Source organism: Roseateles sp. GW821-FHT09H10 (assembly GCF_059415865.1).
The window spans coordinates 103,127-126,594 of sequence record NZ_JBWKOB010000009.1 but is presented as its reverse complement, the minus strand read 5'-3'; the positions used below and the strand labels follow the sequence as shown (position 1 = coordinate 126,594).

The window sequence follows — 23,468 nt, the reverse complement described above, 5'->3', positions numbered from 1 at the left end:
CCGGGCAATCGAGTTTCCCCAGGGCGATGGCCCGGTTCTTCAGTTTTGAAAGCGTTTTCGCGCTGGAAAGCAGAAACCCAGGGTGGGCTTCTATTGTTGATTTGATGTAGTTTTGCTACCGTCCGCCGCGCCCGTCATTTCACCCTTTTGAACCCTGTGTCTGTCCACGCCCGACTCCTGAAACTCCGCAGCTTGTCCTTCCTCGTTTCGGGAGTTGCAGCATGACGGCGGCCTATCCCTGGCTGGTGGCCGATGTCGGTGGCACCAATGCGCGTTTCGGCACCGTGACCGGCCCCGGTGCGGCGGTCGAGGATGTGCGTGTGCTTTCGGTCGCCGGCAACGCCGGTCCCGCGGCCGCCGTGCGTGCCTATCTGGAGGGGCGGCCCGCCGGCGCGGCCAGGCCGCAGAGCGCGGCCTTCGCGCTGGCGACGGCCCTGGATGGCGACCATATCGAATTGACCAACGGCGCCTGGAGCTTTTCGCGCTCGGGCACGCAGGCCGAACTGGGCCTGAAGACGCTGCTCTGCCTGAACGACTTCGAGGCCCAGGCCTTGTCGCTGCCGCGGCTGCGGGCCGATCAGTTGCGGCCCTGGGGCGCGCCGCCGCCGGCGACGGGCGATGTGGCGGTGGGCACCGTCATGGCCGTCATCGGCCCCGGCACGGGCCTGGGTGTGGGCGGCGTCGTGCGTGCGCCGGGCCGCTGGCTGGCGCTGCCGGGCGAGGGCGGCCATGCCACGCTGGCCCCGGCCGACGATTTCGAGAGCGCCGTGCTGAGCCAGGCGCGCCGTGAGTTTCCGCATGTGTCGGCCGAACGCTTCCTGTCCGGCATCGGCCTGCCGGTGCTGTGCCGCTGTGTGGCGGCCGCCCTGGGTGAGGGCGAGGATGTCAGTGCCCTGCCGACCGAGCAGATCGTGGCTCGCGGCCTGTCGGGCGAGTCGCCGGCCTGTTCGCGCACGCTGGACGTCTTCTGCGCCATGCTGGGCGGCTTCGCCGGCAGCGTTGCGCTGACGCTGGGTTCGCGCGGTGGCGTCTTCATCGGCGGCGGCATCGTGCCGCGCCTGGGCGAACGCTTCTTCCAGTCGGAGTTCCGCGCCCGCTTCGAGGCCAAGGGTCGCTTCCAGTCCTTCCTGGCGGGCATCCCCACGGCCCTCATCACCGACACGCTCGCGGCGCTGTCGGGCGCCTCGCTGGCGCTGGAGCAGGCCGAGGCCTGACGCGCCGCGCGCGGTCTGCGCGCGAGCGGTTCCACCCCTGTCTTTCGTCATGCCGGCCGCTTCATGCGGCCGGCGTCGCTTCGCCTGGCCCGACCCGCGCATTGCATACCAGCGGGTCGCGCAGCGGCGTCGGCGGGCGCGTCTTGCGCATTTCCTCACGCCTGCCGACCCTGTTGTTAACCCCTAAGTTGATGCTGTAGTTGCGCTACAAGATTGGAGTTATGACTGGGTTGTCAAACGAGTCGATCGGCCGGAATTATCAATTCCATGCTGGTTTACCCGTGGTTTTTGGTCGAAATCAGGTCGCTTCTTCGCAACGTCTAGGGTTTACGCAGGTGCGGAAAAAAATCTAGTTTTGATACAAACCTGTTCGAGACACAAGGTTCTCGCCCCAAGACGCACGCCGGCGGCCCCGGTGGCGGACTTCCGGGCCCTGCCGTTTTCCAATGAACCAGAGGAGACATCCCATGACCATGAGCCAAGACAAGCGCGGGGGCGCCGTGTCCTTCCGCATCAGTCCAGTCGCCGTCGGCTGCACGCTGCTGATCGCCGCGACGGGCGCGCTGGCGCAACAAGCCGCCACACCCCAGACGCTGGACACCGTCGTCGTGACGGGTATCCGCAAGGGCATCGAAGACGCCATCGTCACGAAGAAGAATTCGAACTCGATCATCGAGTCGATCTCGGCGGAAGACATCGGCAAGCTGCCCGACACCAGCATCGCCGAATCCATCGCCCGCCTGCCCGGCATCGCCGCCCAGCGCACGCGCGGCCGCGCTTCGCAGATCAGCATCCGCGGTATGGCGCCCGACTACGCCGCCACGCTGCTGAACGGCCGTGAGCAGGTCACCACCGGCGACAGCCGCGGCGTCGAGTTCGACCAGTTTCCTGGCGAGCTGATCAGCAAGGTCGACATCTACAAGTCGCCCGACGCGGCCCTGGTGGGCCACGGCCTGTCCGGCACCTTCAACATGCAGACGGCCCGCCCGCTTGCGTTCAAGGAGCGCCAGGCTGCCGTCAACTACCGCCAGCAGCGCCTGGGCGTCGGCACGGTCAGCGAGGGCGACGGCTTCCGCGCCAGCGTTTCCTACATCGACAACTTCGCTGACCGCACCATCGGCATTGCACTGGGCTTTGCCCGCCTGGACGAGACCACCGGCCAGACCGAGCGCTTCGACTCCTGGGGCGGCGGCACGGCATCGTTCAACGGCCAGACCGTGAACGTGCCCTACAACGGCTTCGGCCTCTTTGCCGACCAGACCAAGCAGACGCGCGATGGCGCGATGGCCGTGCTGCAGTTCAAGCCCAACGCCAACTTCGAAAGCTCGGTCGACCTGTACTACTCCAAGTTCGACCAGGTCAAGAGCACCAAGGGCTTCCAGGCGCCGCTGAACGACTCCTGGCTGGACCCCGCCGGCAATGGCTATGACAAGCCCGGCACGCTGACCAGCGCGACGCTGAGCGGCAGCAACGTCACCCAGGGCACGTTCAACAACGTGCGCGCCGTCATCCGCAATGACGCCGAGGACCTGAAGGACCGCCTGTCGTCCTTCGGCTGGAACAACAAGCTGAAGTTTGGCGAAGACTGGATGCTGGAAGCCGATCTGAACCGCTCGACCGCCAAGCGTCGTGGCCAGATCCTCGAAACCACCGCCGGCACGGCGCAGTCTGCCCTCAACTCCGCGCAGTTCGACACGCTGCAGTTCACCGACGGCCGCGTCTTCACGCCGGGCCTGAACTACACCGACCGCAACATCGTCAAGCTGACCGACGTGCAGGGCTGGGGCGGTGGCATCAACTCGCCGCAGGCGGGCTACTCCAAGCTGCCCAACGTCAATGACGAGCTGAACTCCGGCAAGGTCGTGCTGCACAAGGCACTGAAGGACAACGCCTGGTTCTCGGGCTACCAGTTCGGCGCCAACTACACCGAGCGTGAAAAGACGCGTGCCTACATCGAAGGCCGCCTGGTCATCGCCGGCGGCGCCAACGGCCTGGCTTCGGCCGCCATGCCCGGCAGCGGCACGCTGACCCTGGGTGGCATCTCCTTCGCCACCTTCGACCCGACGAGCGCCATCGGCTCTGTCTACCAGGTGGCGCCCAAGCTGCACCCGGACATCTACAACAAGGACTGGAAGGTTCAGGAGAAGCTGACGACGGCCTTCGGCAAGGCCGACATCGAAACCGAGCTGTGGGGCATGCCCGTACGCGGCAACGTCGGCCTGCAGGTCGTCGGCACCAAGCAGAACTCCACCGGCTTCAACGTCGACCGCGGCAATTGCCCGAGCGACCAGAACTGCCCGGCCCTGGAGAGCAAGGGCGGTGCCAACTACACCGACATCCTGCCCAGCCTGAACCTGAACTTCGAACTCAGCTCCGACCAGATCGTGCGCCTGGGTGTCTCCCGTGTGATGGCCCGCGCCAACCTCAACGAGATGCGCGCCAGCCTCGGCCTGAGCGTCAGCACCTTCAACGAGAACGGCGTCCAGCGCGAGATCTACACGGGCGACGCCGGCAACCCCGCGCTGAAGCCCACGCGTGCCAACGCCTTCGACATCGCCTACGAAAAGTACTTCGGCAACAAGGCCTATGTGGGCGTCGCAGGCTTCTACAAGGACCTGCGCACCTATGTGCTGCGCCAGTCGGTGCCGTTCGACTTCACGTCCTACATCACGCCGTCGACCAAGAAGCTGCCGAGCAACATCGGCGCGCTGACCATGCCGCTGAACGGCAGCGGCGGCAAGCTGCAGGGTCTGGAACTGTCGGCTTCGCTGCCTTTCAACATGCTGTGGGCGCCGCTGGATGGCTTCGGTTTGCAGGCCAACCACAGCTACACCGACAGCTCGGTCAAGCTGCTGATCGGCGGCGTGACTGTTGACGGGATCACCTCGGTCAACATCCCGCTGCCCGGCCTGTCCAAGAACGTCAGCAACCTGACGCTCTACTACGACAAGTACGGCTTCTCGGCCCGCGTGGCGGCTCGCAAGCGCAGCGACTTCATCGGTGAAGTCAGCAGCTTCACGGGTGACAAGCAGTTCACCTTCGTCAAGGGCGATACCGTCACCGACGTGCAGCTGGGCTACGAGATGCAGCGCGGCATGTTCAAGGGCCTGTCGTTCATCTTCCAGATCAACAACGTGACGGACGAGCCCTTCATCCGCTACGCCAACGGCCCGAGCGACATCCGCGAAAACACCAAGTACGGCAAGACCTATCTGTTCGGTCTGAACTACAAGCTGTAATCCGCCTGTCCCGAGCGGCCCTCGCCAGCGTAAGGTGGCGGGGGCTTTTTTCATCCGCGAGTCGTTTTTCCCCATGCATCAGATCGATCGCATCGTCATCGTCGGCGGCGGCACCGCCGGCTGGATGACGGCCACCGCGCTGGCCACCGTGCTGCGCGGGCGCTACAGCATCCGCGTCGTCGAGTCCGACGAGATCGGCATCGTCGGCGTCGGCGAAGCGACCATCCCGATGATCCAGCGCTTCAACCGCCTGGTCGGCATCGATGAGAACGAATTCATGCGCGAGACCCAGGGCAGCTTCAAGCTGGGCATCGAGTTCGTGAATTGGGGCAAGCTGGGCGACCGCTACATGCACGGCTTCGGCCGGCTGGGACAGGACCTCTGGACCGTGCCCTTCGACCAGTACTGGCAGCGCATGCGCGCCCAGGGCAAGGCCCATGCGCTGGAAAACTACTCCATCACGCGCATGGCGGCCAAGGCCAACAAGTTCATGCCGGCGCGCACCGACCTCGGCAACTCGCCGCTGGCGGACATCACCTACGCCTACCACTTCGACGCCAGCCTGTATGCGCGCTATCTGCGCAAGCTCAGCGAGTCGCGGGGCGTGCAGCGCACGGAGGGCAAGATCACCCACGCCACGCGGCGCGGCGAGGGCGCTGATGCAGGTCCGGCCGGCCATGTCGACGCCATCGTGCTGGAGAGCGGCGAGCGCATCGAGGGCGATCTCTTCATCGACTGCTCGGGCTTTCGCGGCCTGTTGATCGAGCAGACGCTGCAGACCGGCTTCGAGGACTGGACGCACTGGCTGCCCTGCGACCGCGCGCTGGCCGTGCCCTGCGAGTCGGTTGCACCGCTGACGCCCTATACGCGCGCCACCGCCCACCGCGCCGGCTGGCAGTGGCGCATCCCGCTGCAGCACCGCATCGGCAATGGCCATGTCTACAGCAGCGCCCACATCAGCGACGACGAGGCGGCGGCGACGCTGCTCGCCAACCTGGACGGCAAGCCTCTGGCCGACCCGCGCCCCATCCGCTTCAAGACCGGCATGCGCAAGCGCGCCTGGAACGAGAACGTCATTGCCATCGGCCTGGCCAGCGGTTTCCTGGAGCCGCTGGAGTCGACGTCCATCCACCTGATCCAGTCGGCCATCCAGCAGCTCATCGACTTCTTCCCCGACCGCGGCTTCGATGCGACCGACATCGCCGAGTTCAACCGCCACAGCCGCTTCCACTTCGAGCGCATCCGCGACTTCGTCATCCTGCACTACCACCTGAACCAGCGCGAGGACTCGGCGTTCTGGCAGGACTGCGCCCGCATGGCCGTTCCCGACACGCTGCAGGAGAAGCTGGACCTGTTCCGCAGCCACGGCCGCGTCATCCGCCGCGACAACGAGCTGTTCAGCGAGGTGGGCTGGGTGCAGGTCATGGAGGGGCAGAACCTGGTGCCGCAGCGCCACCACCCGCTGGCCGGCCTGCAGAGCGAGCAGGACACCCGGGATTACCTGGAAAGCGTGCGTGACGTCATCGCCAAATGCGTGGACGTCATGCCCGACCATGCCGCCTACATCGCCCAGAACTGCGCGGCCAAGCCGATGTGAACCCACAGGGAAATCAACATGCCTGACCGCCGCACCGTGCTGACCGCTGCCGCCTCCCTCGCCCTGCCTGCCATGAGCGCCACCGCCGCCAACGACATGCCCCATCTGCCCTGGACCCGCCAGGCCGTCATCTATCAGGTCAATGTGCGCCAGTACTCGCAGGCCGGCACTTTCAAGGCCGTGCAGGCCGACCTGCCGCGGCTGAAGAAGCTGGGGGTCGACATCCTGTGGCTGATGCCGGTGCAGCCCATCGGCAAGCTCAACCGCAAGGGCACGCTGGGCAGCTATTACTCAATCAGCGACTACACCGCGGTCAACCCGGAGTTCGGCACGCTGGCCGATGCCAAGGCCTTCGTCGCCGCGGCGCACAAGCTGGGGTTCAAGGTCATCCTCGACTGGGTGGCCAATCACAGCGCCTGGGACCACGCCTGGGCCACGGCCCACAAGGATTGGTACAAGCTCAACGCCAAGGGCGAGATCTATCCGGTCACCTTCAACGAGGGCCAGCCCAGCGAGGAGCATTGGGACGATGTCGTCGCGCTGAACTACCAGAGCGAAGGCCTGCGCGACGCGATGATCGACGCGATGAAGTTCTGGGTGCGCGAGGTCGGCATGGACGGCTTCCGTTGCGACGTCGCCAGCCTGGTGCCCGTGGACTTCTGGGTGCGCACCCGCAAGGAACTGGACGCCATCAAGCCCATGTTCATGCTGGCTGAGTCCGACGCCATCGAGCTGCACACCAGCGGTGCCTTCGACATGACCTATTCCTGGGACCTGGCCGACCAGGTCTTCAAGAAGGTCGGCAAGGGCGAGGCCGGCGCGCCGCTGCTCAAAGCCTGGCTGGCCAAGGAGCCGGCGGGCTACCCGGCCCATGCCTACCGCATGCGCTTCACCAGCAATCACGACTTCAACTCCTGGCATGGCACCGACGCCGACCTCTACGGCGATGCCTACCAGGCGCTGGCGGTGCTGAGCTTCACGCTGCCCGGCATGCCGCTGATCTACAACGGCCAGGAGTCGCGCCTGACCAAGAAGCTGGCGTTCTTCGAGAAGGATCCCATCGCGTGGAAGGGTCATGAGCTGACCGGCTTCTACCAGCAGCTCATTGCCCTCAAGCACAGGCATCCGGCGCTGGCCGCCGGCCAGTACGGCGCGCCGGTCAAGCTGCTGGACAGCCCGCCCGATGTCGTCGCCTTCGAGCGGCGCCAGGGTGCGGATGTGGTCAAGGTGGCGGTCAACCTGTCCAAGTCGCCGCAGCAATTCGGCGGCAAGACCTTGCCGGCCTGGGGCTGGTCCATCGCATGAGCGAACGTTTCCGCCCGCGCCTCCATTTCGCGCCGCGGCGGAACTGGATCAACGACCCCAACGGCCTCGTCTTCGACGCGGCCACGGGGCTGTATCACCTGTTCTTCCAGCACAACCCGTTCGGCGATGTCTGGGGCCATATGAGCTGGGGCCATGCCACCAGCCCCGACCTGCTGCACTGGACCGAACTGCCGCTGGCCATTCCCGAGGACGAGCGCGCCTCCATCTTCTCGGGCAGCCTTGTCATCGACGAGCACGACACGGCCGGGTTTGGCGCCGGCGCCTGGGTGGCCTGCTACACCGGCTGCCTGCGCCGCCCCGAGGGTGGGCAGGCCCAGGAGATCGCCTACAGCCTGGACCGCGGCCTGACGTGGACGAAGTACGCGGGCAACCCGGTGCTGGACCTGGGCCTGCGCGAGTTTCGCGATCCCAAGGTGTTCTGGCATGAGGCGACCGGCCGCTGGGTCATGGCCGTCGTGCTGCCCGAGGAGAGGCGCGTGGCCTTCTATGCCAGCGCCAATCTGCGCCACTGGACCCTGCTGAGCCACTTCGGCCCGACCGGCTGCACCATCGCGATCTGGGAATGCCCCGATCTCATCTGCTTTGCCGCCCAGGGCCTGTGGCTGCTCAAGGTCGATACCTTCGAGGGTCATCCGGCGGGCAGCGGCGCGCAGTGCTGGGTGGGCCGCTTCGATGGCACGCGCTTCACGGCCGAAACCGATGCCTTCTGGGCCGACCATGGCAGCGACTTCTATGCGGCCCTGTCCTTTGCCGGGCTGCCGGCGGGCCGGGCGCCCATCTGGCTGGCCTGGATGAACCAGCATGCCTATGCCAAGGGCACGCCCACCTCGCCGTGGCGCGGCGCCATGAGCCTGCCCCGCGAGCTGGCCCTGGCGCCGGCGGCGGATGGCTGGGCCTTGCTGCAGTCACCCGTGTCCACCGCGGCCCTGCGCGGCCAACCCCGCCATCTCGCCGGTGCCGGCCTGATCGATGCGGCGGGCGAGGTGCTGGAGCTGCGCTGGGAGCTGGACCCGGGCGAGGCCGACGCCTCGACGCTGGACGTGCGTTGCGGGCCGGCCGGCGAGTCGACACGGATAGGCATCGACCACCGCCGCGGTCTGGTCTGGATCGACCGCAGCCACAGCGGCCACGTTCCCGGCGCCGAGCGCTGGCAGGGCCGGCGCGAGCAGGCCTGGGCCGGGGCGCGCGGGCCGCTGGAACTGCGGCTCATCGTCGACCGCTGTTCCGTCGAGGTCTTCTCGGCCGATGGCCGTGTCGCGCTGACCGAAGTGATCTATCCCGGACCCGACAGCCAGGGCGTCGCGATGCTGAAGCAGGGCAGCGGCGACTGGCTGCGCAGCGTCCTGACCGTCTGGCCCTTGAACGCATGAAGCTGCTCATCACCGGCCTGAATGGCACCCTGGCACCCCATCTGGCGCAGGCCGCGCGTGCAGCCGGCCATCAAGTCATCGGCTGGGACCGTTCCGCGGTCAACCCCGACGACGAGGCGTTGTCGGCCGCCTGGCTGGCCGCGCAGGCGGTGGACGCCGTCGCCCACCTCGGCATGGGTTCGGCGCGCTTTGCCGGCTTTCTCGCCGAGCGCTGCCACAACCTGCTGTTCACCAGCACGGCCATGGTCTTCGATCACCAGCCCGATGGCCCTCACGATGTGGCCGACGACCGCAGCAGCAAGGACGACTACGGCCGCTACAAGATCGATTGCGAGAACGCCATCCTGCTGGCCAGCGAGACGCCCGTCATCGCCCGCATCGGCTGGCAGATCGACCCGACCCAGCCGGGCAACAACATGCTGATGGCCCTGGACGAGTGGCAGCAGCGCGATGGCCGCGTGGCGGCAAGCCATGCCTGGACGCCGGCCTGCTCATTCATGGCCGACACGGCGGCGGCGCTGCTGGCGCTGATCGAGAAGCCGCTGCCGGGCGTGCACCACCTGGACAGCAACGCCGAAGAGGCCTGGCGCTTTGACGAGCTGGCCCGCGCGCTGGCGGGCGCCTTCGGGCGTGACTGGCGCGTCGAGGCGAACGAGGACTACCGCCACGACCAGCGCCTGGTTGGCGGGCCCAGCCGCCTGCCGCCGCTGTCGACGCGCCTGGCCGGGCTCAGCCGTGATTGAACGCTGGCCCATCAGCGGGAAGGGCCGCAGCCGCACGGTGGCCTACGGTGGGCTGGTCTGTACCGTGGCCAACGCCACCGACGCTGCGGCCGATTTCGACGCCCAGGTCAGCCAGAGCCTGCAGATGCTCGAGGCGCATCTGCGGGAAGCGGGTTCGGCACGCACCCATCTGCTGTCGCTGCAGGTCATCCTGACCGACATCGCCAACCGCGATGCCTTCGACCGGCAGTGGCAGGCGTGGATAGGGCGTAACCCCGAGCATTGGCCGCAGCGGGCCTGCTTCCAGTCGGGCCTGGCGCCGGGCTTGCAGGTCGAGCTGGTGGCGGTTGCGGCGCCCGTTTCGGCGGGGCATCGACAATCGGGCCATGAAAGCACCCGCCCGCCTGCAGGCATTGATTGAAGAAGGCCTGATCGACAGCGTCGTGCGGCAGCTGAAGAGCGGCAAGGAAGCCGATGTCTATGTCGTGCGCTGCGGCGACGACACCTGCGCCGCCAAGGTCTACAAGGAAGCCAACAAGCGCGGCTTCCGCCAGGCCGTCGACTACACCGAGAACCGCAAGGTCCGCAACAGCCGCCAGGCGCGGGCGATGAGCAAGCGCACGGCTTACGGCCGCCAGCAGCAGGAGGCGGCCTGGCAGAGCGCCGAGGTGGATGCCCTTTACCGCCTGGCTGCGGCCGGCGTGCGCGTGCCGCGGCCTGACAACTTCCACGACGGCGTGCTGTTGATGGAACTGGTGGCCGATGAGGACGGCGACGCGGCGCCGCGCCTGAACGACCTGACCTTCACCGACGCCGAGGCGCGCCAGCACCACGCGACCCTGATCGGCGAGGTGGTGCGCATGCTCTGCGCCGGCGTCATCCATGGCGACCTGTCCGAGTTCAACGTGCTGCTGGCCGCCGATGGGCCGGTCATCATCGACCTGCCGCAGGCCGTGGACGCCGCCGGCAACAACCATGCGCCGCGCATGCTGATGCGCGACGTGGACAACCTGCGCAACTTCTTCGGCCAGCACGCGCCGGCGCTGCTGGCCACGCAATATGGCCCGGAGATCTGGTCGCTGTACGCCGCCGGCCTGCTGGTGCCCGACACGCCGTTGACCGGGCGCTATGAGCGCAAGCAGGGCGAGGTGGACCTGTCGGGCGTGCTGCGCGAGATCGAGGATGCCCGGCGCGAGGAGGCGGAGCGCCTGTTGCGGATGAGCTAGCACTTCAGGCGGCTCGCGTTCACTCCTGTGCAAGCCGGCTGCGCAAGGCGTCCAACCGGCTGCGTCCTACGGGCAGCTCACGCCCGTCGGCGAGTTCAATCCAGCTGCGGCTGCCACGTGCGCTGTGCAAGGTTTTCACGAATGCCAGGTTCACGATCCAGGTGCGGTGGCAACGCATGAAGCCCGGTGGCAACAGCGGCAGCAAGCGCTCCAACGGCTTGGCGTGCAGCTCGGTGCGGCCGCCTTCAAGGTGCAGCTCGCTGCCGTCGGCAACGGCGCAGATGCAGACCACCTCGTCGACGTCCACCAATGCCACGCCCCGTGCCCGCCAGACGGCTATGCGCCGAAGCGCGCGGGCGCCTGGTACGGGTGCGCCTTGCAGCCGCTGCAAGGCCAGCTCGAGCCGCTCTCGGCCGAAGGGCTTGGGGACGAAGTCGAGTACACCGAGCTCGAACGCCTCCAGCGCCCGTTCACCGTGGCCGGACACGACGACAACATGCATCGCTGCCGCCGCGGCTTCGCGCAGCAAGCCAAAGCCATCGTGACCGGCGACGTTCAGGTCCAGCAGCAGGCCGTCGAAGCTGCGGTCCCGCAGTTGCTCGCGCGCCTCCGCCAGGGAGCCCACGGCTGTGGCCGCAAAGGCCGGGCCGACGATCTCGCGGCACAGGCGCAGCAGGCGCTGCTGCAGCAAGGGCTCGTCCTCGACGATCAACAGCTTCATCGTTGCGGGATGCTCAATCGATCGAGCCAGACTGTTTCGTCCAGCGGCCCGCTCTCAAAGGACCAGTCGGTGGCGAATGCGCCGCCCAAGCTCTCGCGCACGAAGCGTTGACCCTGGCCACCACCGCCTTCCCGCCCTGCACCCCGCGGCGAGCGCAACTCGATTTGCCAGCGTGGCCCGGGGCCTGCAGTGATGTTCGTGACGTGCAGCGCAAAGGCCGGATTGTCGGCCCGCACACCGCCGTGCGTGATGGCGTTCTCCACCAAGGTGTGCAGCACGCCGGGGGGCAGCCTCACTTCGTCGATCGGACCCTCGACGTTCAGCGGCAACGGCATCTGGCTCGCTATTTCGACGAGATCCAGCTGCGTGCGCGCGAGTTCGAGTTCTTCGCGCAGGGATACCAGGGCTTTCTGGGACAGTGCGCGCAGCAGATTGAACTGGTCGGCGAGACGTTCGACCAGACGGCTGGCATTGGCAGGGCGTTGCTCGATCAACTCCTGCAAGACGGCCAGCGTATTCATCAGGCCGTGGGGCTGCATGTTGGAGCGCAGCAACTGGGCTTCGAGTGCTTGCCGCTGCCCAGCTTCGGCGAGCGCTCGCGCCTGCTGCTCGCGTGCGTTGTCCAGCATCAGCAGCATCATCACCGTGGCAAGCGCCAAGGTGTACAGGCCGTCCAGAAAGGCGGCGGGGTCCAGCCAGAGCCAGGCGTAGGCCAGGGACAGCAGCGTCAAGAGCGCAGGCACCGGTGCACTCCGTTGGCGCCACATGCGTGCTGCCAGGCCCAGCGCCGCACTCAGCCCCGCGAGATGGAGAAGCCAGGACGTCACGTCGTAGCCTGCGACCGGCAGGGCGACAGCCACCACCAGCACCAGGCCGAGTCCCCAGGCACCCAGCCAAGGCGCCACAGGCTTGGGCCAGCCCCCTCTCAGGGCCAGGGCCAAGGGCAACAGCCAGGCGGCCAGCAGCGTGCTCGCCAGGATGATCTGCAAGCGCAGGGCATGCCAGTGATAGGGATAGCTCCAGAGATCACGCGCACTCTCTGCCAGCGGCAGCAACAGGCCCACGGCGCCCAATGCAATCAGGCTGCGGCGGTGCGCCTGTTGTCCTGGCCTGGCGCCCGTGGACGCGCGGCCCAGGCGCGTGAAGTAGAACCAGGCCAGCCCCAAACCTCCGCAGGCCAGCCCGACGACCAACCACCGCGCAAAGCGCTGGCGCGGGATGGCCTCCAACTGCAGGGGCTGCAGCGCGGCGTGCGAATTGGCGATCTGGCCGATGTGGATGTGATGGCTGGAGCCCAGCAGACGCAACTCGTGCGTGCCGGCGGCCAGCGGCGGCAACGTCAGCCAGCGATCGATAGGCCCCGGCACTTCCTCCGCGGCCGTGCGTCCGGGTCGACCACTGCGCAGCACCAACCGGCCGTCGCAGAACAGTTCGGCCGCACCCCGAAGCGCCAGACGCAAACCGAGGGCCTGTTCGTCTTGCATCAGATGCAGTTGCCAGCGCAGTTCGTACGGGCCAGGCCAGGTGGCAAGTTCAGCGCCGTCCAGCGCCGTCCATTCGCCGGAGGCTTGGCGCATTTGTCCGCCTGTGACGCTGACGCCGGGCACCACAGCGTCGCCAGGCGCATACAGCCATGCAAGGCTGGACAACAGAAACGCGAGGCCCCAGGAGAGGGCGCTTGACCAGCGTGGCATGAAGCACATGGTAATGAAGGTCGCGCTGGAAGCGGAGCCGTTGAGCGCACGCGGGGAGTCGTTGGGCCGTCGGCCGCCTGCGACCGAAGGAGCCCGGTGCCAAGGTGCGCTCTTCGACAAGTTGAGGTGAGGATCCCGTGGGTTCATTGAGAACGGTGGTGCGAGTGGGCCTGTCCACTTTTGGCCTGCTCATCGTGTGGGTGGCGGTGGTGTTCTTCGGCACTTCGGAGGGCTGGTGGAAGCGGCCCATCGCACCTCGCGGCGACAGCGATGCCTTCATGGCCGCCGCCTCATTGACCATCGACAGCAGCCACGCAGGCAACGCGGTGATGGCCGTGATCCGTGCCGGCACGGTTCAGGGCGTGCACGCGGCGAGCCTCGGCGCGGCAGTCGATGCCGACACCGTCTTCCAGACGGCCTCGCTCAGCAAGTGGGTCACGGCCTGGGGTGTGATGGCACTCGTCGAGCAAGGCAAGCTCGACCTCGATGCGCCGGTGAGTCGTTGCCTGAAGCGATGGACATTGCCTCCCAGCGCCTTTGACAACGACAAGGTCACCGTCCGGCGCTTGTTGAGCCACACGGCCGGGCTGACCGACGGGCTGGGCTATGGCGGGTTTGCACCCGGCACGCCGGTGCAGACGCTCGAAGCATCGCTCACGCGCGCCGCCGACGCGTCGCCGGGGGCCAAAGGCAAGGTCGAGGTCGGTATCGAACCAGGGACCGAATGGCGCTACTCGGGCGGCGGCTATGCGTTGCTCCAGCTGTTGATCGAGGACGTGGCTGGCGAGCCCTTCGAGGCCTATATGCAGCGCGCCGTGTTCCAGCCGCTGGGCATGGTGCACTCGACCTACCAATGGTCTTCGGCGCAGGGCAGCACGTTGGCGACGTTCTACGGCAAGGATTCGCAGCCCGCGACGCACTTCCGGTTCTCGGCAGGGGCAGCATCGTCGCTCTACACATCGGTGTCGGACCTCACACATTTCTTGCAGGCCCATCTGCCCGGCAAGAACGGCGAGCCCATCGGGCGTGGTGTGCTGTCGCCGGGCACCGTCGCGCTGATGTGGCAGCCGAATGCCTCGCTGTATGGGCAACCCATCTGGGGCCTGGGCGCGATGCTCTACGCCGACAACCGTGCTGGCGGATTCGTCGTCGGGCACGACGGCAACAACGAGCCGGCGATCAACACCGCAGCCCGCCTGAATCCGGCCACCGGCAACGGCATCGTGATCCTCGAGACCGGCAAGCCGATGTTGGCCACGCGCCTGGCGGGTGAATGGGTCTTTTGGGAAACGGGCCGCGTGGACTTTCTCGCCTTCAAACTGGCCCTGCCTGGCATGCTGCGCTGGCTGGGTTGGGGAAGTCTGGCGATCGCCGTGGCCGTGCCCTGCCTGGCATGGGCGCTCCGCCGCCGGCGCCAAGTGCGCTAGGAAGGCTCGCCCGGCTGCAGCCACAGTTCGCGCCGCTGCACCGGCGTCTCGGGTGGCAACAGCGGGTTGCTCAGCTTCAGCACGCGGTCCGGCGCTATGGGGTGGGCCTTGATCACGGCGCCGTACTGCTCGCGATGCAGGCGCTGGAAGCTGCCGTCGGCGACCGCGGCTTCCAGCCCCGCCTTCAGCTCGGCGGCCAGGTCGGGGCGGGTCGGGCTGACGAAGAGATAGGCCGCCGCGGGATAGTGCAGCATCAGATTGGGCGCGATGGCCAGCTCGGGATAGCGGCCGCCCGCCATCTCGGCGTCGATCTCGAGGATGGAGCGCGGGAAGTAGTCGATGCGCCCGGCCGCCAGCATGCGGAAGAGGGCGTCGTAGCCGCTGCTGGTGCCCACCTGCAGGCCGTTGGCGCGCAGGATGGCTGTGTCGGGCCAGTCGTGGCCCTGGCCGGCCATGCGCTGGCCGAGCTCCTTCAACGTGCGCACGCGCTGCCACTGCGCCAGCTCGCTGCGCCTGACCAGCAGCAGACGCCAGCCCAGCAGGCCGCGGTCGATGGGGATGCGCACCGGCAGCAGGCCGCTGGATTCGCGCTGGATGTCGGTCATCGTCCACATCAGGTCGATGGGGGCATGGCCGGCGGCCAGCTCGACCAGGGTGCGGCCCTGGGTCATGTCGAGGTCCACCGGTTGGACGGCCAGCCGGGTGCTGCCCCGGCTCAGCGCCAGCTCGACGATGCGGCGCACATAGGCCAACTGCGGGTCGGGCATGGCGACATGGCGCGGCAGGCGCACGGGCTCGCCGGGCTGGGCCGGCACGGGGCGGGCCGCAAGCAGCAGGGGCAGGGTCAGCAGGGCGCGGCGCTGTATCGACGGGGGGATCGAAGGCATCGGCCGCCATCATGAAGCAGCCGGCGCAACGTCGGGTTATCCCTGGGCTCAGAGCTGGTGGCGCTGCGCCTCGAGTTCGTGTTCGCGCAGGCGGGCCAGCAGGGCGATGTCGTCCAGGGCCGCGTCCTCGTGTGCGAGGGCTCCGCGGGCACGCAGGCTGGCGCCATGCTCACGGATCACGCGCTGCAGCCATTGGGCACGGCGCAACGTCCGCGGCGTGCAGGAGCGGCCGCGCAGGTCGTCGTCGAGATCGCTGCTGTGGGCTTGCCAGGCGCTGGCGAGGTAGAGCTGGGCGGGCGCTTGCGAGATGGCGCTCTGCCAGTGCCGCGCCAGACCGCGGTAGTGGCCGAGCACCGCGGCGCTGGCGCCACGCCTGGCCAGGCGGTTGGCGAGGTCTTCATAGGCCTGGGCGGCCAGGCGCTTGAAGGCGAGGAAATGCGGCAGGGCCTCGTCATCGCTGCCGGCGTCCAGCAGGGCGCCAAAGAGATGGCGGCCCTCGATGCGCTCGGCGGGGTGGTGCTGAGGGCAGTCCAGGCCGTGGCCGGCGCTGTTGAACTGGGTCAGCGGATCGAAGCGGTAGCAGTAGCCGAAGTCGTAGAGCCAGATCCGCTCGCCGTCGTCCAGCAGGTTGCCGGCGCTGTAGTCCCATTCGAAGCAGCCCTGCTCCAGCAGTGCGCAGGCGGCTTCGAGCAGGGTGCGGGCCTGGCGCCCGTCCAGCACGCCGGGGTGGCGGCCGGCGATCCAGGGCGACACGACGAGGCCATCGCGCAGCGAGCCGTAGACGGGCTTGACGATGCCAGGTACATGCAGCGGCGCCAGTTCGGCATGGCGCTGCAACTCGTTGAGGAAGGAGGTCTGGCCATCGGCGTTGCGCACCCGGCATTCGGCGCGGGCGCGCTTGACGGCCCAGCGGCGGCCGGCGTGGTTCAGGCACAGCACTTCGGCCGTCAGGCCGCCGTCCTGGATGGCCTCGACGCCTGGACTCTCTGCGCTGAGAGCCTGCAGCGCGGCGACCGACAGGGGCAGGGCGGCCGCCGCGCCAAAGGCGAACTCGGCGCCGCTCGCGATGAAGGCCAGGTTGGCCTGCTGGCGGGCCTGGTCCAGCGTCAGATCAGGCCCGGCCATGCGTCGCCGTGGCGATCGAAGGCGGCGCGGATGTTGACGACCAGCTCGGCCGGCAGCGGGCCGCGGGCTATGGCGTCCAGGTTGCGGCGCAGATTGGCCGGCTTGGCCGTGCCGACGATGGCGCTGGCCGCACCGGTGTGGAAGGCGGCGAAGCGCAGGGCCACGTCGGCCCAGTCCTCGGCGCAGGGGATGCCCATGGCCTTGAAGCGGTCCCAGTACTGGCCTTCGGCAAAGTCACCGGGCCGCTCGGCATGGCGCCAGACCGCACCGGCCAGCGGGCGCTTGGCGATGACGCCGATACCGGCATGGTCGGCCAGCGCGGCGCGGGTCTTCAGGTGGGCCTGGTCGCAGAGGCTGATGGAGGTCTGCAGGCTGCCGAAGGCACCGCTCTTGATGGCGAAGTCGATCTCGGCGTTGTCGCCCGAGTAGGCGGCCACGCGCAGCTTGCCGGCTTTGCGGCAGTCGTTCAGCGCGCGGGCGACGTCGCCTTGCTGCAGCAGGGGCAGCGGGCAGGAGTGCAGGTGGACGATGTCCAGCCAGTCGGTCTTCATCAGCTTGAGCGCGCGCTCCACGCCGGCCACGATGCAGTCATAGGTCCAGTCCGGCACGCCTTCGACGCCATAGCCGACCTTGGTGGACAGCACGAAGTCGGCGCGGCGATGGGCGATGTGGCGGCCGATGCGCTCTTCGCTGAGGCCGTAGCCGCGGGCGGTGTCGACGAGGTTGATGCCTTGGTCCAGCACATGGTTGAGCAGGGCGCCGGCCTCGGCTTCCGAGGTGCGCTCGTCGTTGATGTGCATGGCGCCGAAACCCAGCGCGGAAACTTTCAGGCCGGTGTGGCCCAGGGGATTCAGGATCATGGCGTGATGAGGACGCGGCCGAACAGGGGCGGCACGGTGAGTTGGATGGCGCTGTTCTTCACGGCCACGGGCTTGCCGCCCAAGGCATCGCGCAGCTGCTCGGCCGGGAAGGGCAGGTCCACGTTGACGGTGCGGGGCTTGTCGCTGTTGTTGGTGGCCGTGACGGCCCAGGTCTTGCCGTCCTGGCGGGCCAGCACGACGACGTGGTCGTCGACATGCAGCGGTTCACTCAGCGTGCCGCGGCGCAGCACCGGCAGGTCGTGGCGCAGTTGCGTCAGGCGCTTGAAGTCGGCCAGCAGGGACTCGTCGGGCTTGCCGCCCTCGTCGGCCCAGGGATAGGGCGCGCGGTTGTAGGGATCGTCGCCGCCGCCCAGGCCCACTTCGTCACCGTAATAGATGGTGGGCGAGCCGGGGTAGGTCATCTGGAAGAAGACGGCCAGGCGCAGGCGCTTCTTGGCCAGGGCCAGGTTGCTGGCTTCGCCGAAGTGGTGGAGCGCGCGCGGCTGGTCGTGGGTGGACAACAGGTTCATCAGCGCATACAGAGACTGCTGCGGGTAGGCCTCGCGCAGCAACTCCAGGTTGGCGGCCATCGACTTCGCGGGCTTGCCGGCGGCGTAGTCCAACACGGCATTGCGGAAGATGTAGTTCATCGTCGAGTCGAACATGTCGCCGAGGAAATACTTCGAGCTGTCGAACCAGGTCTCGGCCACCGTCAGCGCATCGGGCTTCTTGGCCTTCACGGCCTGGCGCCATTCGCGCCAGAAGTCGTCGGGCACCCAGGGTGCGACGTCCATGCGCCAGCCGGCCGCGCCACGGTCCAGCCAGTAGTTCGTGACCGAGTCCTTGTCGCGGTAGGCATAGGCGCGGAAGGAGGGTTCGTTCTTGTCGAGTTCCGGCAGGTCGGTCACGCCCACCCAGCCCTGGAACTGCTTGTTCGGGTCGGTCTCTTCCGGCTTGAACTTGAACCACTTGGCGTAAGGCGAGGCGGGGTTGATCTTGCCGCCGTCAAAGGCGCCGCCCGGCGGGAAGTTGTTGAAGCGGTTGAAGTAGGGCGAGTCCGCGCCGACGTGGTTGAGAGATGTGTCGGGGATGACACGGATGCCGCGCCTGGCGGCCTCGGCGCACAGGCGCACGAAATCGTCGTTCGTGCCGAAGGCCGGGTCGATCTGCTTGTAGTCGGCCGCGTCGTACTTGTGATTGCTGGGCGCGCGGAGAACCGGCGTCAGGTACAGGGCGTTGGCGCCCAGGCCCTTGATGTAGTCGAGCTTGTCGATGAGGCCGGCGAGGTCGCCGCCGAAGAAGTCGTTGTTGTAGAGAGTGTCGGAGCCATCCCCCGTGCCGGGCTTGAAGGGCTTCTCGTTCCAGCTCGAGTGGCGCTCCACGTCTCGGTCCTGATAGCGGTCCTGCGGCCGGCCGCCACCGGGGCGCGGGTCGTTGCTCTTGTCGCCGTTGCGGAAGCGCTCGGGGAAGACGTAGTAATAGACGATGTCCTGGGCCCAGGCCGGCACCTCGAAGCCCGGCGCGTGGATGGTCTGGCGGTAGCGGCGCACGCGGTTGAGGTTGCTGGGCAGACGCTCGACCGAGGCCATGCCCATGGAGCCCTTCTCGCGCGTCCAGTAGATGGCGTCCTTGTTGTTCTGCAGCGCGTACTTGCCGTGGTCGGTCTCGATCTCGAACCAGTAGCCGTAGATGCCGGTGGCCGTGAAGGCATGGCGAGCCGTGAAGCCGGTGCCGAAGCCGCGCGGCTGGGGCGTCATGGCGATGCGGGCGACCGGCTCGTAGGCGAGCTGCTCCTGGTTGCCCGTCATGTTGCGCCGCTCGATGACGAGGGTGGCTCGCTTCAGGCCGGGCACGTCGTTGCCGATGGAGAAGCTGATCTCGCTGCCCGCCGGCTGGGCGCCGAAGGGCGTCTTGAACTCGGTGTTGCGCGAATCGAAGCGGGTGGTCAGCGCGGCCTTGTCGGCGAGAGGCTTGGGCGGCGTGGGCTTGAAGGTCCTGGGGCCGACGTCCAGGCGCGCGCTGCCGTCGGCGGCAAAGCTCAGGCGCAGCGTGTGGTCGCCGCGGAACTCGCGCTTGAGGTTGCCGGAGCCTGCGCGGCTGGGTTGGCCGTTGGCGCCGCCGCCAAAGGTGAGGGCGGCCGTCCAGTCCTCATCGGCGAGCTTGAACTCCTGGGCACCCTTGGCCTTGAGGTTCAGGAAATAGGCGTCGCAGCGGTACTCGAAGGCGTGTTCGTCCTGCGCCGCCCAGTTGTTCAGGCCACCGCGCAGATAGAGGGTAGCGTCGCCGAGCGGGGCGGGCTTGCAGGGGGCTGCATAGGCCGCAGGGGCGAGCGAAAGCAGCGCTGCGAGCAGCGCGGTCATCTTGGTCATCTGATCAGCCCTTGACGCCGCCCGCAGTCAGGCCGGAGACGATCCAGCGCTGGGCGAGCAGGAAGACCAGCGTGATCGGCAGGCCCGACAGCACGGCCGCAGCCGCGAAGTCGCCCCACAGGAAACGCTGGTCGTGCAGGAAGTATTTGGACCCCACGGCCAGCGTCAGGTTGCCCTCTTCGCGCAGCAGGATGGAGGCCACCGGGTACTCGATGATGGTGCCGATGAAGGCCAGCACGAAGACCACCATCAGGATGGGCACGGCCATGGGCAGCAGCACGCGCGAGAAGGCCTGCCAATGCGTGGCGCCGTCGACCTTGGCGTTCTCCTCGATCTCGACCGGGATGGTCTCGAAGTAGCCCTTGATGGTCCACACATGGGTGGCGATGCCGCCCAGATAGGCCAGCACCAGGCCGGCGTGGGTCTCGACGCCGAGGGCCGGCACATAGGTGCCGATGGTCTCGAAGATGGCAAAGATGGCCACCAGGGCCAGCACCGGCGGGAACATCTGCAGCAGCAGCATGCCGTTGAGCACCGGCTTGCTGAAGCTGAACTTCAGACGCGCGAAGGCGTAGGCCGCCGTCGTCGAGATGGCGACGATGAGGAGGGCCGAGGCGGTGGCGATCTTGATGGAGTTCCACAGCCAGGTCAGCACCGGGAAGGGCGGCTGCACCAGGCTGCCGTCGGCGGCTTGGTAGGGGATGCCCAGAGCGAGCTTCCAGTGCTCCAGGCTGATCTCGGTCGGGATCAGGCTGCCGGTGGCGAAGTTGCCGGGGCGCAGCGAGATGGACACGACGGCGAGCAGCGGGAACAGCGTGATCGCGATGAAGACCCACATCACCGCATGCGCGCTGAAGGTGCGCCAGCGAGCTTGTTTGCCGAGGACGATGGCCATTACTTTTGCGCCTTTGCAGAGAGCCGCAGGTTGATCAACGACAGCGCCGCGACCAGGAAGAAGATCAGCGTCGAGATCGCCGCGGCCAGGCCGAAGTCGGAGCCCGAGTCGCGGAAGGCGATGCGGTAGGTGTAGCTGACGAGGATGTCGGTCTGGCCCGCGGGCAGCTTGGTGGACAGGAAGTCCGGCCGGCCGTCGGTCAGCAGCGCGATCAGCACGAAGTTGTTGAAGTTGAAGGCGAAGGCGCTGACCAGCAGCGGCGCCAGCGGCTTGATGATCAGCGGCGCCGTGATCTTGAAGAAGTTGGTCGCCGGAGAGGCGCCGGCCAGGGCCGAGGCTTCGTAGAGGTCCGCCGGAATCGCCTTCAGCAGGCCCGAGCACAGGATCATCACGTAGGGGTAGCCCAGCCAGACGTTGACGATGACCAGCATGGTCTTGGCCAGCAGCGGGTCGGCGAACCAGGCGGGCTTGACGCCGAAGAGCGCATCCAGGATGGCGTTGATCTCGCCGAAGTTCTGGTTGAACAGGCCCTTGAAGACGAGGATGGAGATGAAGCCCGGCACCGCATACGGCAGGAAGAGCAGGGTGCGGTAGGTGGTGCGGTACTTCATGCCCTCCCAGTTCAGCATCACCGCGAACAGCATGCCGATGGCCGTGGCGAAGAATACCGTCAGCGCCGAGAACACCACCGTCCACGTGAAGATGGACAGGAAGGGGCCGCGGAACTCGGCGTCGAACAGCATGCGCGCGTAGTTGGCCGCGCCAATGAAGGCCTTGAAACCGGGCTGCAGCACCTCGCCCGCGCTGGACTCGAAGAAACCGGTGTCGCGGTTGGGCTTGAAGACGGTGCTGTCTGCCGTGCGGGTGAGGCTGTCGTCGGCGTTCGCGGCCCATTGCGGCTTGACCGGGCCGAACTCGCGCAGGCCGAGGTAGTGCAGTTCGGACTTGTCGGGCATCACCAGCACGAGCTTGCCCAGCGCATCGCGGTGCTTGATGAGCTCGGGCAAGGGCAGAGCGGCGTCGGCCGGCGTCGCGGCATCCGCTGCCGCAAGGTCCACGTGCAGTTCCTTGCCTGCACGCAGCGCCAGCGGCGGCGACACCCAGCGCGGCGCAGCTTCACCGTCGGCGCGCAGCACGAGACGGTGCTCGGCCCCGCTGGCATGCAGGCTGTACGCCAGCACCTGGTCTTCAACGGCGTCATGCTGCTCCAGCAAATACTCGCGCACCCGGCTCTCGCTGAGCAGATGGGTGCTGGAGTAGTTGGTGAAGCCGATCTGCGCGGTGTAGACCAGCGGGAAGGCGATGAAGACCAGCATGCCGGCGATGCCGGGGAAGAGATAGCGCCAGGCAAAGCCGCCGCGGCTCAGGTAGACATAGAAGCCCGCCGTGAACAGCACCAGAAGGCCGACGGCCCAGGCGGACTGGCCGGTCGTGTAGACGATGAAAACGAAGTAGAGGGCAGCGACGATGAGGGCGGCGGCAAGAGGCCAGTACAGCAACTTGCCGAGCTTCTCGGTGAGCGATGGCGGCAGCGTCGAGTAGCTGCCTTGTCCAAGAGTGGAAGTTGCAGCGTTCATTTGTTCAGCAGCATCCGTGCGGCGGCGCCGTCGAGCGCGTCCTTGGGGCTTTGCAGGCCGTTGGTGATGGCTTCCAGCGCCGCGTCCATCGCGGTCCAGAAGCGCCCCACCTCGGGGATGTTGGGAATGGGCGCGCCGTTGCGGGCGTTGGTCATGCTCGCCGCGATCAGCGGGTTGACCGACAGTTCGGCATAGAAGGCCTTGTTGGCCGGCACGCCGATGGGCACGTCGGCATCCAGCACCTTCAGCGCCGCGGGTCGCATCAGGTGGTTCTCGATGAACTCCTTGGCGATGTCCTTGTTCTTGCTCGGCGCCGAGATCATGCAGCCCAGCACGCCGACAAAGCTCTTGCTCGGCTTGCCGGCGATGACGGCGGGAATGGGCGCGACGCCGAAATCGATCTTGGCCTTCCTGGCGTTGTCCCAGGCCCAGGGGCCGGAGATCATCATGGCCACCTCGCCACGGGCGAAACCCGTCTCCATCTCGGAGTAGCGCGCGCCTTTGGGCATATGGCCGTCCTTGATGAGGCGCTCGACCATCTGAGCGCCGGCCAGGGCGCCTGCGTTGTTGACGTCGACCTTCCTGGCGTCGAAGTCACCCTGGGCATCCTTGCCGAAGATGACGCCGCCGGCGCCGGCGATCATGGGCCAGCTGAAGAAGCTCTTGTTGTAGTCCCACAGTACGGCGCTCTTGCCGTTGGCCTTGAGCTTCTTGTCGATGGCGATCAGCTCGTCCCAGGTCGCGGGCGGCGTGGGCACCAGGGCCTTGTTGTAGATCAGGCCGGTCGTCTCGATGGCGATGGGGTAGCCCCAGATGCGGCCGCGATAGCTCAGCGCTTGCCAGGCAGTCTCCTCGGACTCGGCCTTGAGCTTTGCCGAGGGGCGCAAAGGCGTCAGCAGGCCGGCCTTGGCCCATTCGCCGACGCGGTCATGCGGCCAGCAGAAGATGTCCGGGCCCTTGCCGGCGCCGGCGGCCTGCTGGAACTTGTCGGTCGGGTCGACCGGGTGCTCCACGACGACCTTGACGCCCGAGGCCTTCTCGAAGGCATTGCCGACCTTCTGCAGGCCGTTGTAGGCCTTGTCGCCATTGATCCAGACGAGCAGCTTCGGGCTCTCGGCCAGGGCCGGCGCTGCGAGGCACAGGGATACCAAAAGCGTCAACGCGGCCTTGCTCGGGCCGAGCGCCGGGCCGCTCCCAAGCCGGCCCGTCTGGCGATGTG

18 protein-coding genes are annotated in these 23,468 nt (G+C 67.5%); 9 read left to right on the top strand and 9 right to left on the bottom strand.

Annotated elements, in window-relative coordinates; all coding sequences use genetic code 11:
• Nucleotides 1–221: 221 nt before the first annotated feature.
• The 8 genes from glk to AC07OY_RS28790 all read left to right on the top strand — a co-directional run bounded on the left by glk (nt 222) and on the right by AC07OY_RS28790 (nt 10,694).
• A complete protein-coding gene (glk, locus tag AC07OY_RS28825; RefSeq protein WP_495046050.1) occupies nt 222–1,214 on the top strand; it encodes a glucokinase in 993 nt (330 codons plus the stop codon).
• A gap of 467 nt (nt 1,215–1,681) precedes the next feature.
• Entirely contained in the window at nt 1,682–4,453 is a 2,772-nt protein-coding gene (locus AC07OY_RS28820) for a TonB-dependent receptor (RefSeq protein WP_495046049.1), read from the top strand.
• Between the two features lie 73 nt (nt 4,454–4,526).
• Nucleotides 4,527–6,050: a tryptophan halogenase family protein gene (locus AC07OY_RS28815; protein ID WP_495046048.1), complete on the top strand. Its 1,524-nt coding sequence runs from the start codon at nt 4,527–4,529 to the stop codon at nt 6,048–6,050.
• A gap of 18 nt (nt 6,051–6,068) precedes the next feature.
• Nucleotides 6,069–7,355 carry an alpha-amylase family glycosyl hydrolase gene (locus AC07OY_RS28810; RefSeq protein ID WP_495046047.1) on the top strand — a complete coding sequence of 429 codons (1,287 nt, stop codon included), beginning with the start codon at nt 6,069–6,071 and terminating at the stop codon, nt 7,353–7,355.
• A complete protein-coding gene (locus AC07OY_RS28805) occupies nt 7,352–8,746 on the top strand; it encodes a glycoside hydrolase family 32 protein (RefSeq protein ID WP_495046046.1) in 1,395 nt (464 codons plus the stop codon). Before AC07OY_RS28810 ends, AC07OY_RS28805 begins: the two co-directional genes overlap by 4 nt.
• Complete coding sequence (locus AC07OY_RS28800) at nt 8,743–9,489, top strand: sugar nucleotide-binding protein (protein WP_495046045.1); 747 nt, start codon at nt 8,743–8,745, stop codon at nt 9,487–9,489. Before AC07OY_RS28805 ends, AC07OY_RS28800 begins: the two co-directional genes overlap by 4 nt.
• A complete protein-coding gene (locus AC07OY_RS28795; RefSeq protein ID WP_495046044.1) occupies nt 9,482–9,889 on the top strand; it encodes a Rid family hydrolase in 408 nt (135 codons plus the stop codon). The genes AC07OY_RS28800 and AC07OY_RS28795 overlap by 8 nt, the downstream gene beginning before the upstream one ends.
• On the top strand, nt 9,855–10,694 hold the full coding sequence (locus AC07OY_RS28790) for a PA4780 family RIO1-like protein kinase (RefSeq protein ID WP_495046043.1): 840 nt from the start codon (nt 9,855–9,857) through the stop codon (nt 10,692–10,694). Before AC07OY_RS28795 ends, AC07OY_RS28790 begins: the two co-directional genes overlap by 35 nt.
• A gap of 19 nt (nt 10,695–10,713) precedes the next feature.
• Here AC07OY_RS28790 and AC07OY_RS28785 read toward each other — a convergent pair whose 3' ends face one another.
• On the bottom strand, nt 10,714–11,415 hold the full coding sequence (locus AC07OY_RS28785; protein ID WP_495046042.1) for a LytR/AlgR family response regulator transcription factor: 702 nt from the start codon (nt 11,413–11,415) through the stop codon (nt 10,714–10,716).
• Nucleotides 11,412–12,992, bottom strand: a complete 1,581-nt coding sequence (locus AC07OY_RS28780; RefSeq protein WP_495046041.1) for a histidine kinase — start codon at nt 12,990–12,992, stop codon at nt 11,412–11,414. The genes AC07OY_RS28785 and AC07OY_RS28780 overlap by 4 nt, the downstream gene beginning before the upstream one ends.
• A 281-nt stretch (nt 12,993–13,273) precedes the next feature.
• On the opposite strand from AC07OY_RS28780, the gene AC07OY_RS28775 reads away from it, so the two are divergent.
• A complete protein-coding gene (locus AC07OY_RS28775) occupies nt 13,274–14,536 on the top strand; it encodes a serine hydrolase domain-containing protein (RefSeq protein WP_495046040.1) in 1,263 nt (420 codons plus the stop codon).
• Here AC07OY_RS28775 and AC07OY_RS28770 read toward each other — a convergent pair.
• From AC07OY_RS28770 to malE, 7 genes are read right to left on the bottom strand one after another with little or no spacing between them, the layout of a single operon-like run.
• Nucleotides 14,533–15,423 (bottom strand): hypothetical protein, encoded by an 891-nt coding sequence (locus AC07OY_RS28770; RefSeq protein WP_495046039.1) that lies wholly within the window; start codon nt 15,421–15,423, stop codon nt 14,533–14,535. The genes AC07OY_RS28775 and AC07OY_RS28770 overlap by 4 nt on opposite strands.
• 48 nt (nt 15,424–15,471) lie before the next feature.
• Nucleotides 15,472–16,548 carry a protein kinase family protein gene (locus tag AC07OY_RS28765; RefSeq protein WP_495046038.1) on the bottom strand — a complete coding sequence of 359 codons (1,077 nt, stop codon included), beginning with the start codon at nt 16,546–16,548 and terminating at the stop codon, nt 15,472–15,474.
• On the bottom strand, nt 16,530–17,408 hold the full coding sequence (locus tag AC07OY_RS28760) for an aldo/keto reductase (protein ID WP_495046037.1): 879 nt from the start codon (nt 17,406–17,408) through the stop codon (nt 16,530–16,532). Before AC07OY_RS28760 ends, AC07OY_RS28765 begins: the two co-directional genes overlap by 19 nt.
• Nucleotides 17,405–19,777 carry an alpha-amylase family glycosyl hydrolase gene (locus AC07OY_RS28755; RefSeq protein ID WP_495046036.1) on the bottom strand — a complete coding sequence of 791 codons (2,373 nt, stop codon included), beginning with the start codon at nt 19,775–19,777 and terminating at the stop codon, nt 17,405–17,407. The genes AC07OY_RS28760 and AC07OY_RS28755 overlap by 4 nt, the downstream gene beginning before the upstream one ends.
• Nucleotides 19,778–19,781: 4 nt before the next feature.
• Entirely contained in the window at nt 19,782–20,672 is an 891-nt protein-coding gene (malG, locus tag AC07OY_RS28750; protein WP_495046035.1) for a maltose ABC transporter permease MalG, read from the bottom strand.
• On the bottom strand, nt 20,672–22,249 hold the full coding sequence (gene malF, locus AC07OY_RS28745) for a maltose ABC transporter permease MalF (RefSeq protein ID WP_495046034.1): 1,578 nt from the start codon (nt 22,247–22,249) through the stop codon (nt 20,672–20,674). Before malF ends, malG begins: the two co-directional genes overlap by 1 nt.
• The gene (malE, locus tag AC07OY_RS28740) at nt 22,246–23,409 is read right to left on the bottom strand and encodes a maltose/maltodextrin ABC transporter substrate-binding protein MalE (RefSeq protein ID WP_495046033.1); all 1,164 of its coding nucleotides are present in this window, start codon (nt 23,407–23,409) and stop codon (nt 22,246–22,248) included. Before malE ends, malF begins: the two co-directional genes overlap by 4 nt.
• Nucleotides 23,410–23,468 lie beyond the last annotated feature (59 nt).

Coding starts and splice junctions, on each gene's coding strand:
- AC07OY_RS28800 (WP_495046045.1), top strand. CDS start 8,743: ATGAAGCTGCTCATCACCGGCCTGAATGGCACCCTGGCACCCCATCTG.
- AC07OY_RS28785 (WP_495046042.1), bottom strand. CDS start 11,415: ATGAAGCTGTTGATCGTCGAGGACGAGCCCTTGCTGCAGCAGCGCCTG.
- AC07OY_RS28815 (WP_495046048.1), top strand. CDS start 4,527: ATGCATCAGATCGATCGCATCGTCATCGTCGGCGGCGGCACCGCCGGC.
- malF (WP_495046034.1), bottom strand. CDS start 22,249: ATGAACGCTGCAACTTCCACTCTTGGACAAGGCAGCTACTCGACGCTG.
- AC07OY_RS28780 (WP_495046041.1), bottom strand. CDS start 12,992: ATGCGCCAAGCCTCCGGCGAATGGACGGCGCTGGACGGCGCTGAACTT.
- AC07OY_RS28760 (WP_495046037.1), bottom strand. CDS start 17,408: ATGATCCTGAATCCCCTGGGCCACACCGGCCTGAAAGTTTCCGCGCTG.
- AC07OY_RS28765 (WP_495046038.1), bottom strand. CDS start 16,548: ATGGCCGGGCCTGATCTGACGCTGGACCAGGCCCGCCAGCAGGCCAAC.
- glk (WP_495046050.1), top strand. CDS start 222: ATGACGGCGGCCTATCCCTGGCTGGTGGCCGATGTCGGTGGCACCAAT.
- AC07OY_RS28770 (WP_495046039.1), bottom strand. CDS start 15,423: ATGCCTTCGATCCCCCCGTCGATACAGCGCCGCGCCCTGCTGACCCTG.
- AC07OY_RS28820 (WP_495046049.1), top strand. CDS start 1,682: ATGACCATGAGCCAAGACAAGCGCGGGGGCGCCGTGTCCTTCCGCATC.
- AC07OY_RS28810 (WP_495046047.1), top strand. CDS start 6,069: ATGCCTGACCGCCGCACCGTGCTGACCGCTGCCGCCTCCCTCGCCCTG.
- malG (WP_495046035.1), bottom strand. CDS start 20,672: ATGGCCATCGTCCTCGGCAAACAAGCTCGCTGGCGCACCTTCAGCGCG.
- AC07OY_RS28805 (WP_495046046.1), top strand. CDS start 7,352: ATGAGCGAACGTTTCCGCCCGCGCCTCCATTTCGCGCCGCGGCGGAAC.
- AC07OY_RS28790 (WP_495046043.1), top strand. CDS start 9,855: ATGAAAGCACCCGCCCGCCTGCAGGCATTGATTGAAGAAGGCCTGATC.
- AC07OY_RS28755 (WP_495046036.1), bottom strand. CDS start 19,777: ATGACCAAGATGACCGCGCTGCTCGCAGCGCTGCTTTCGCTCGCCCCT.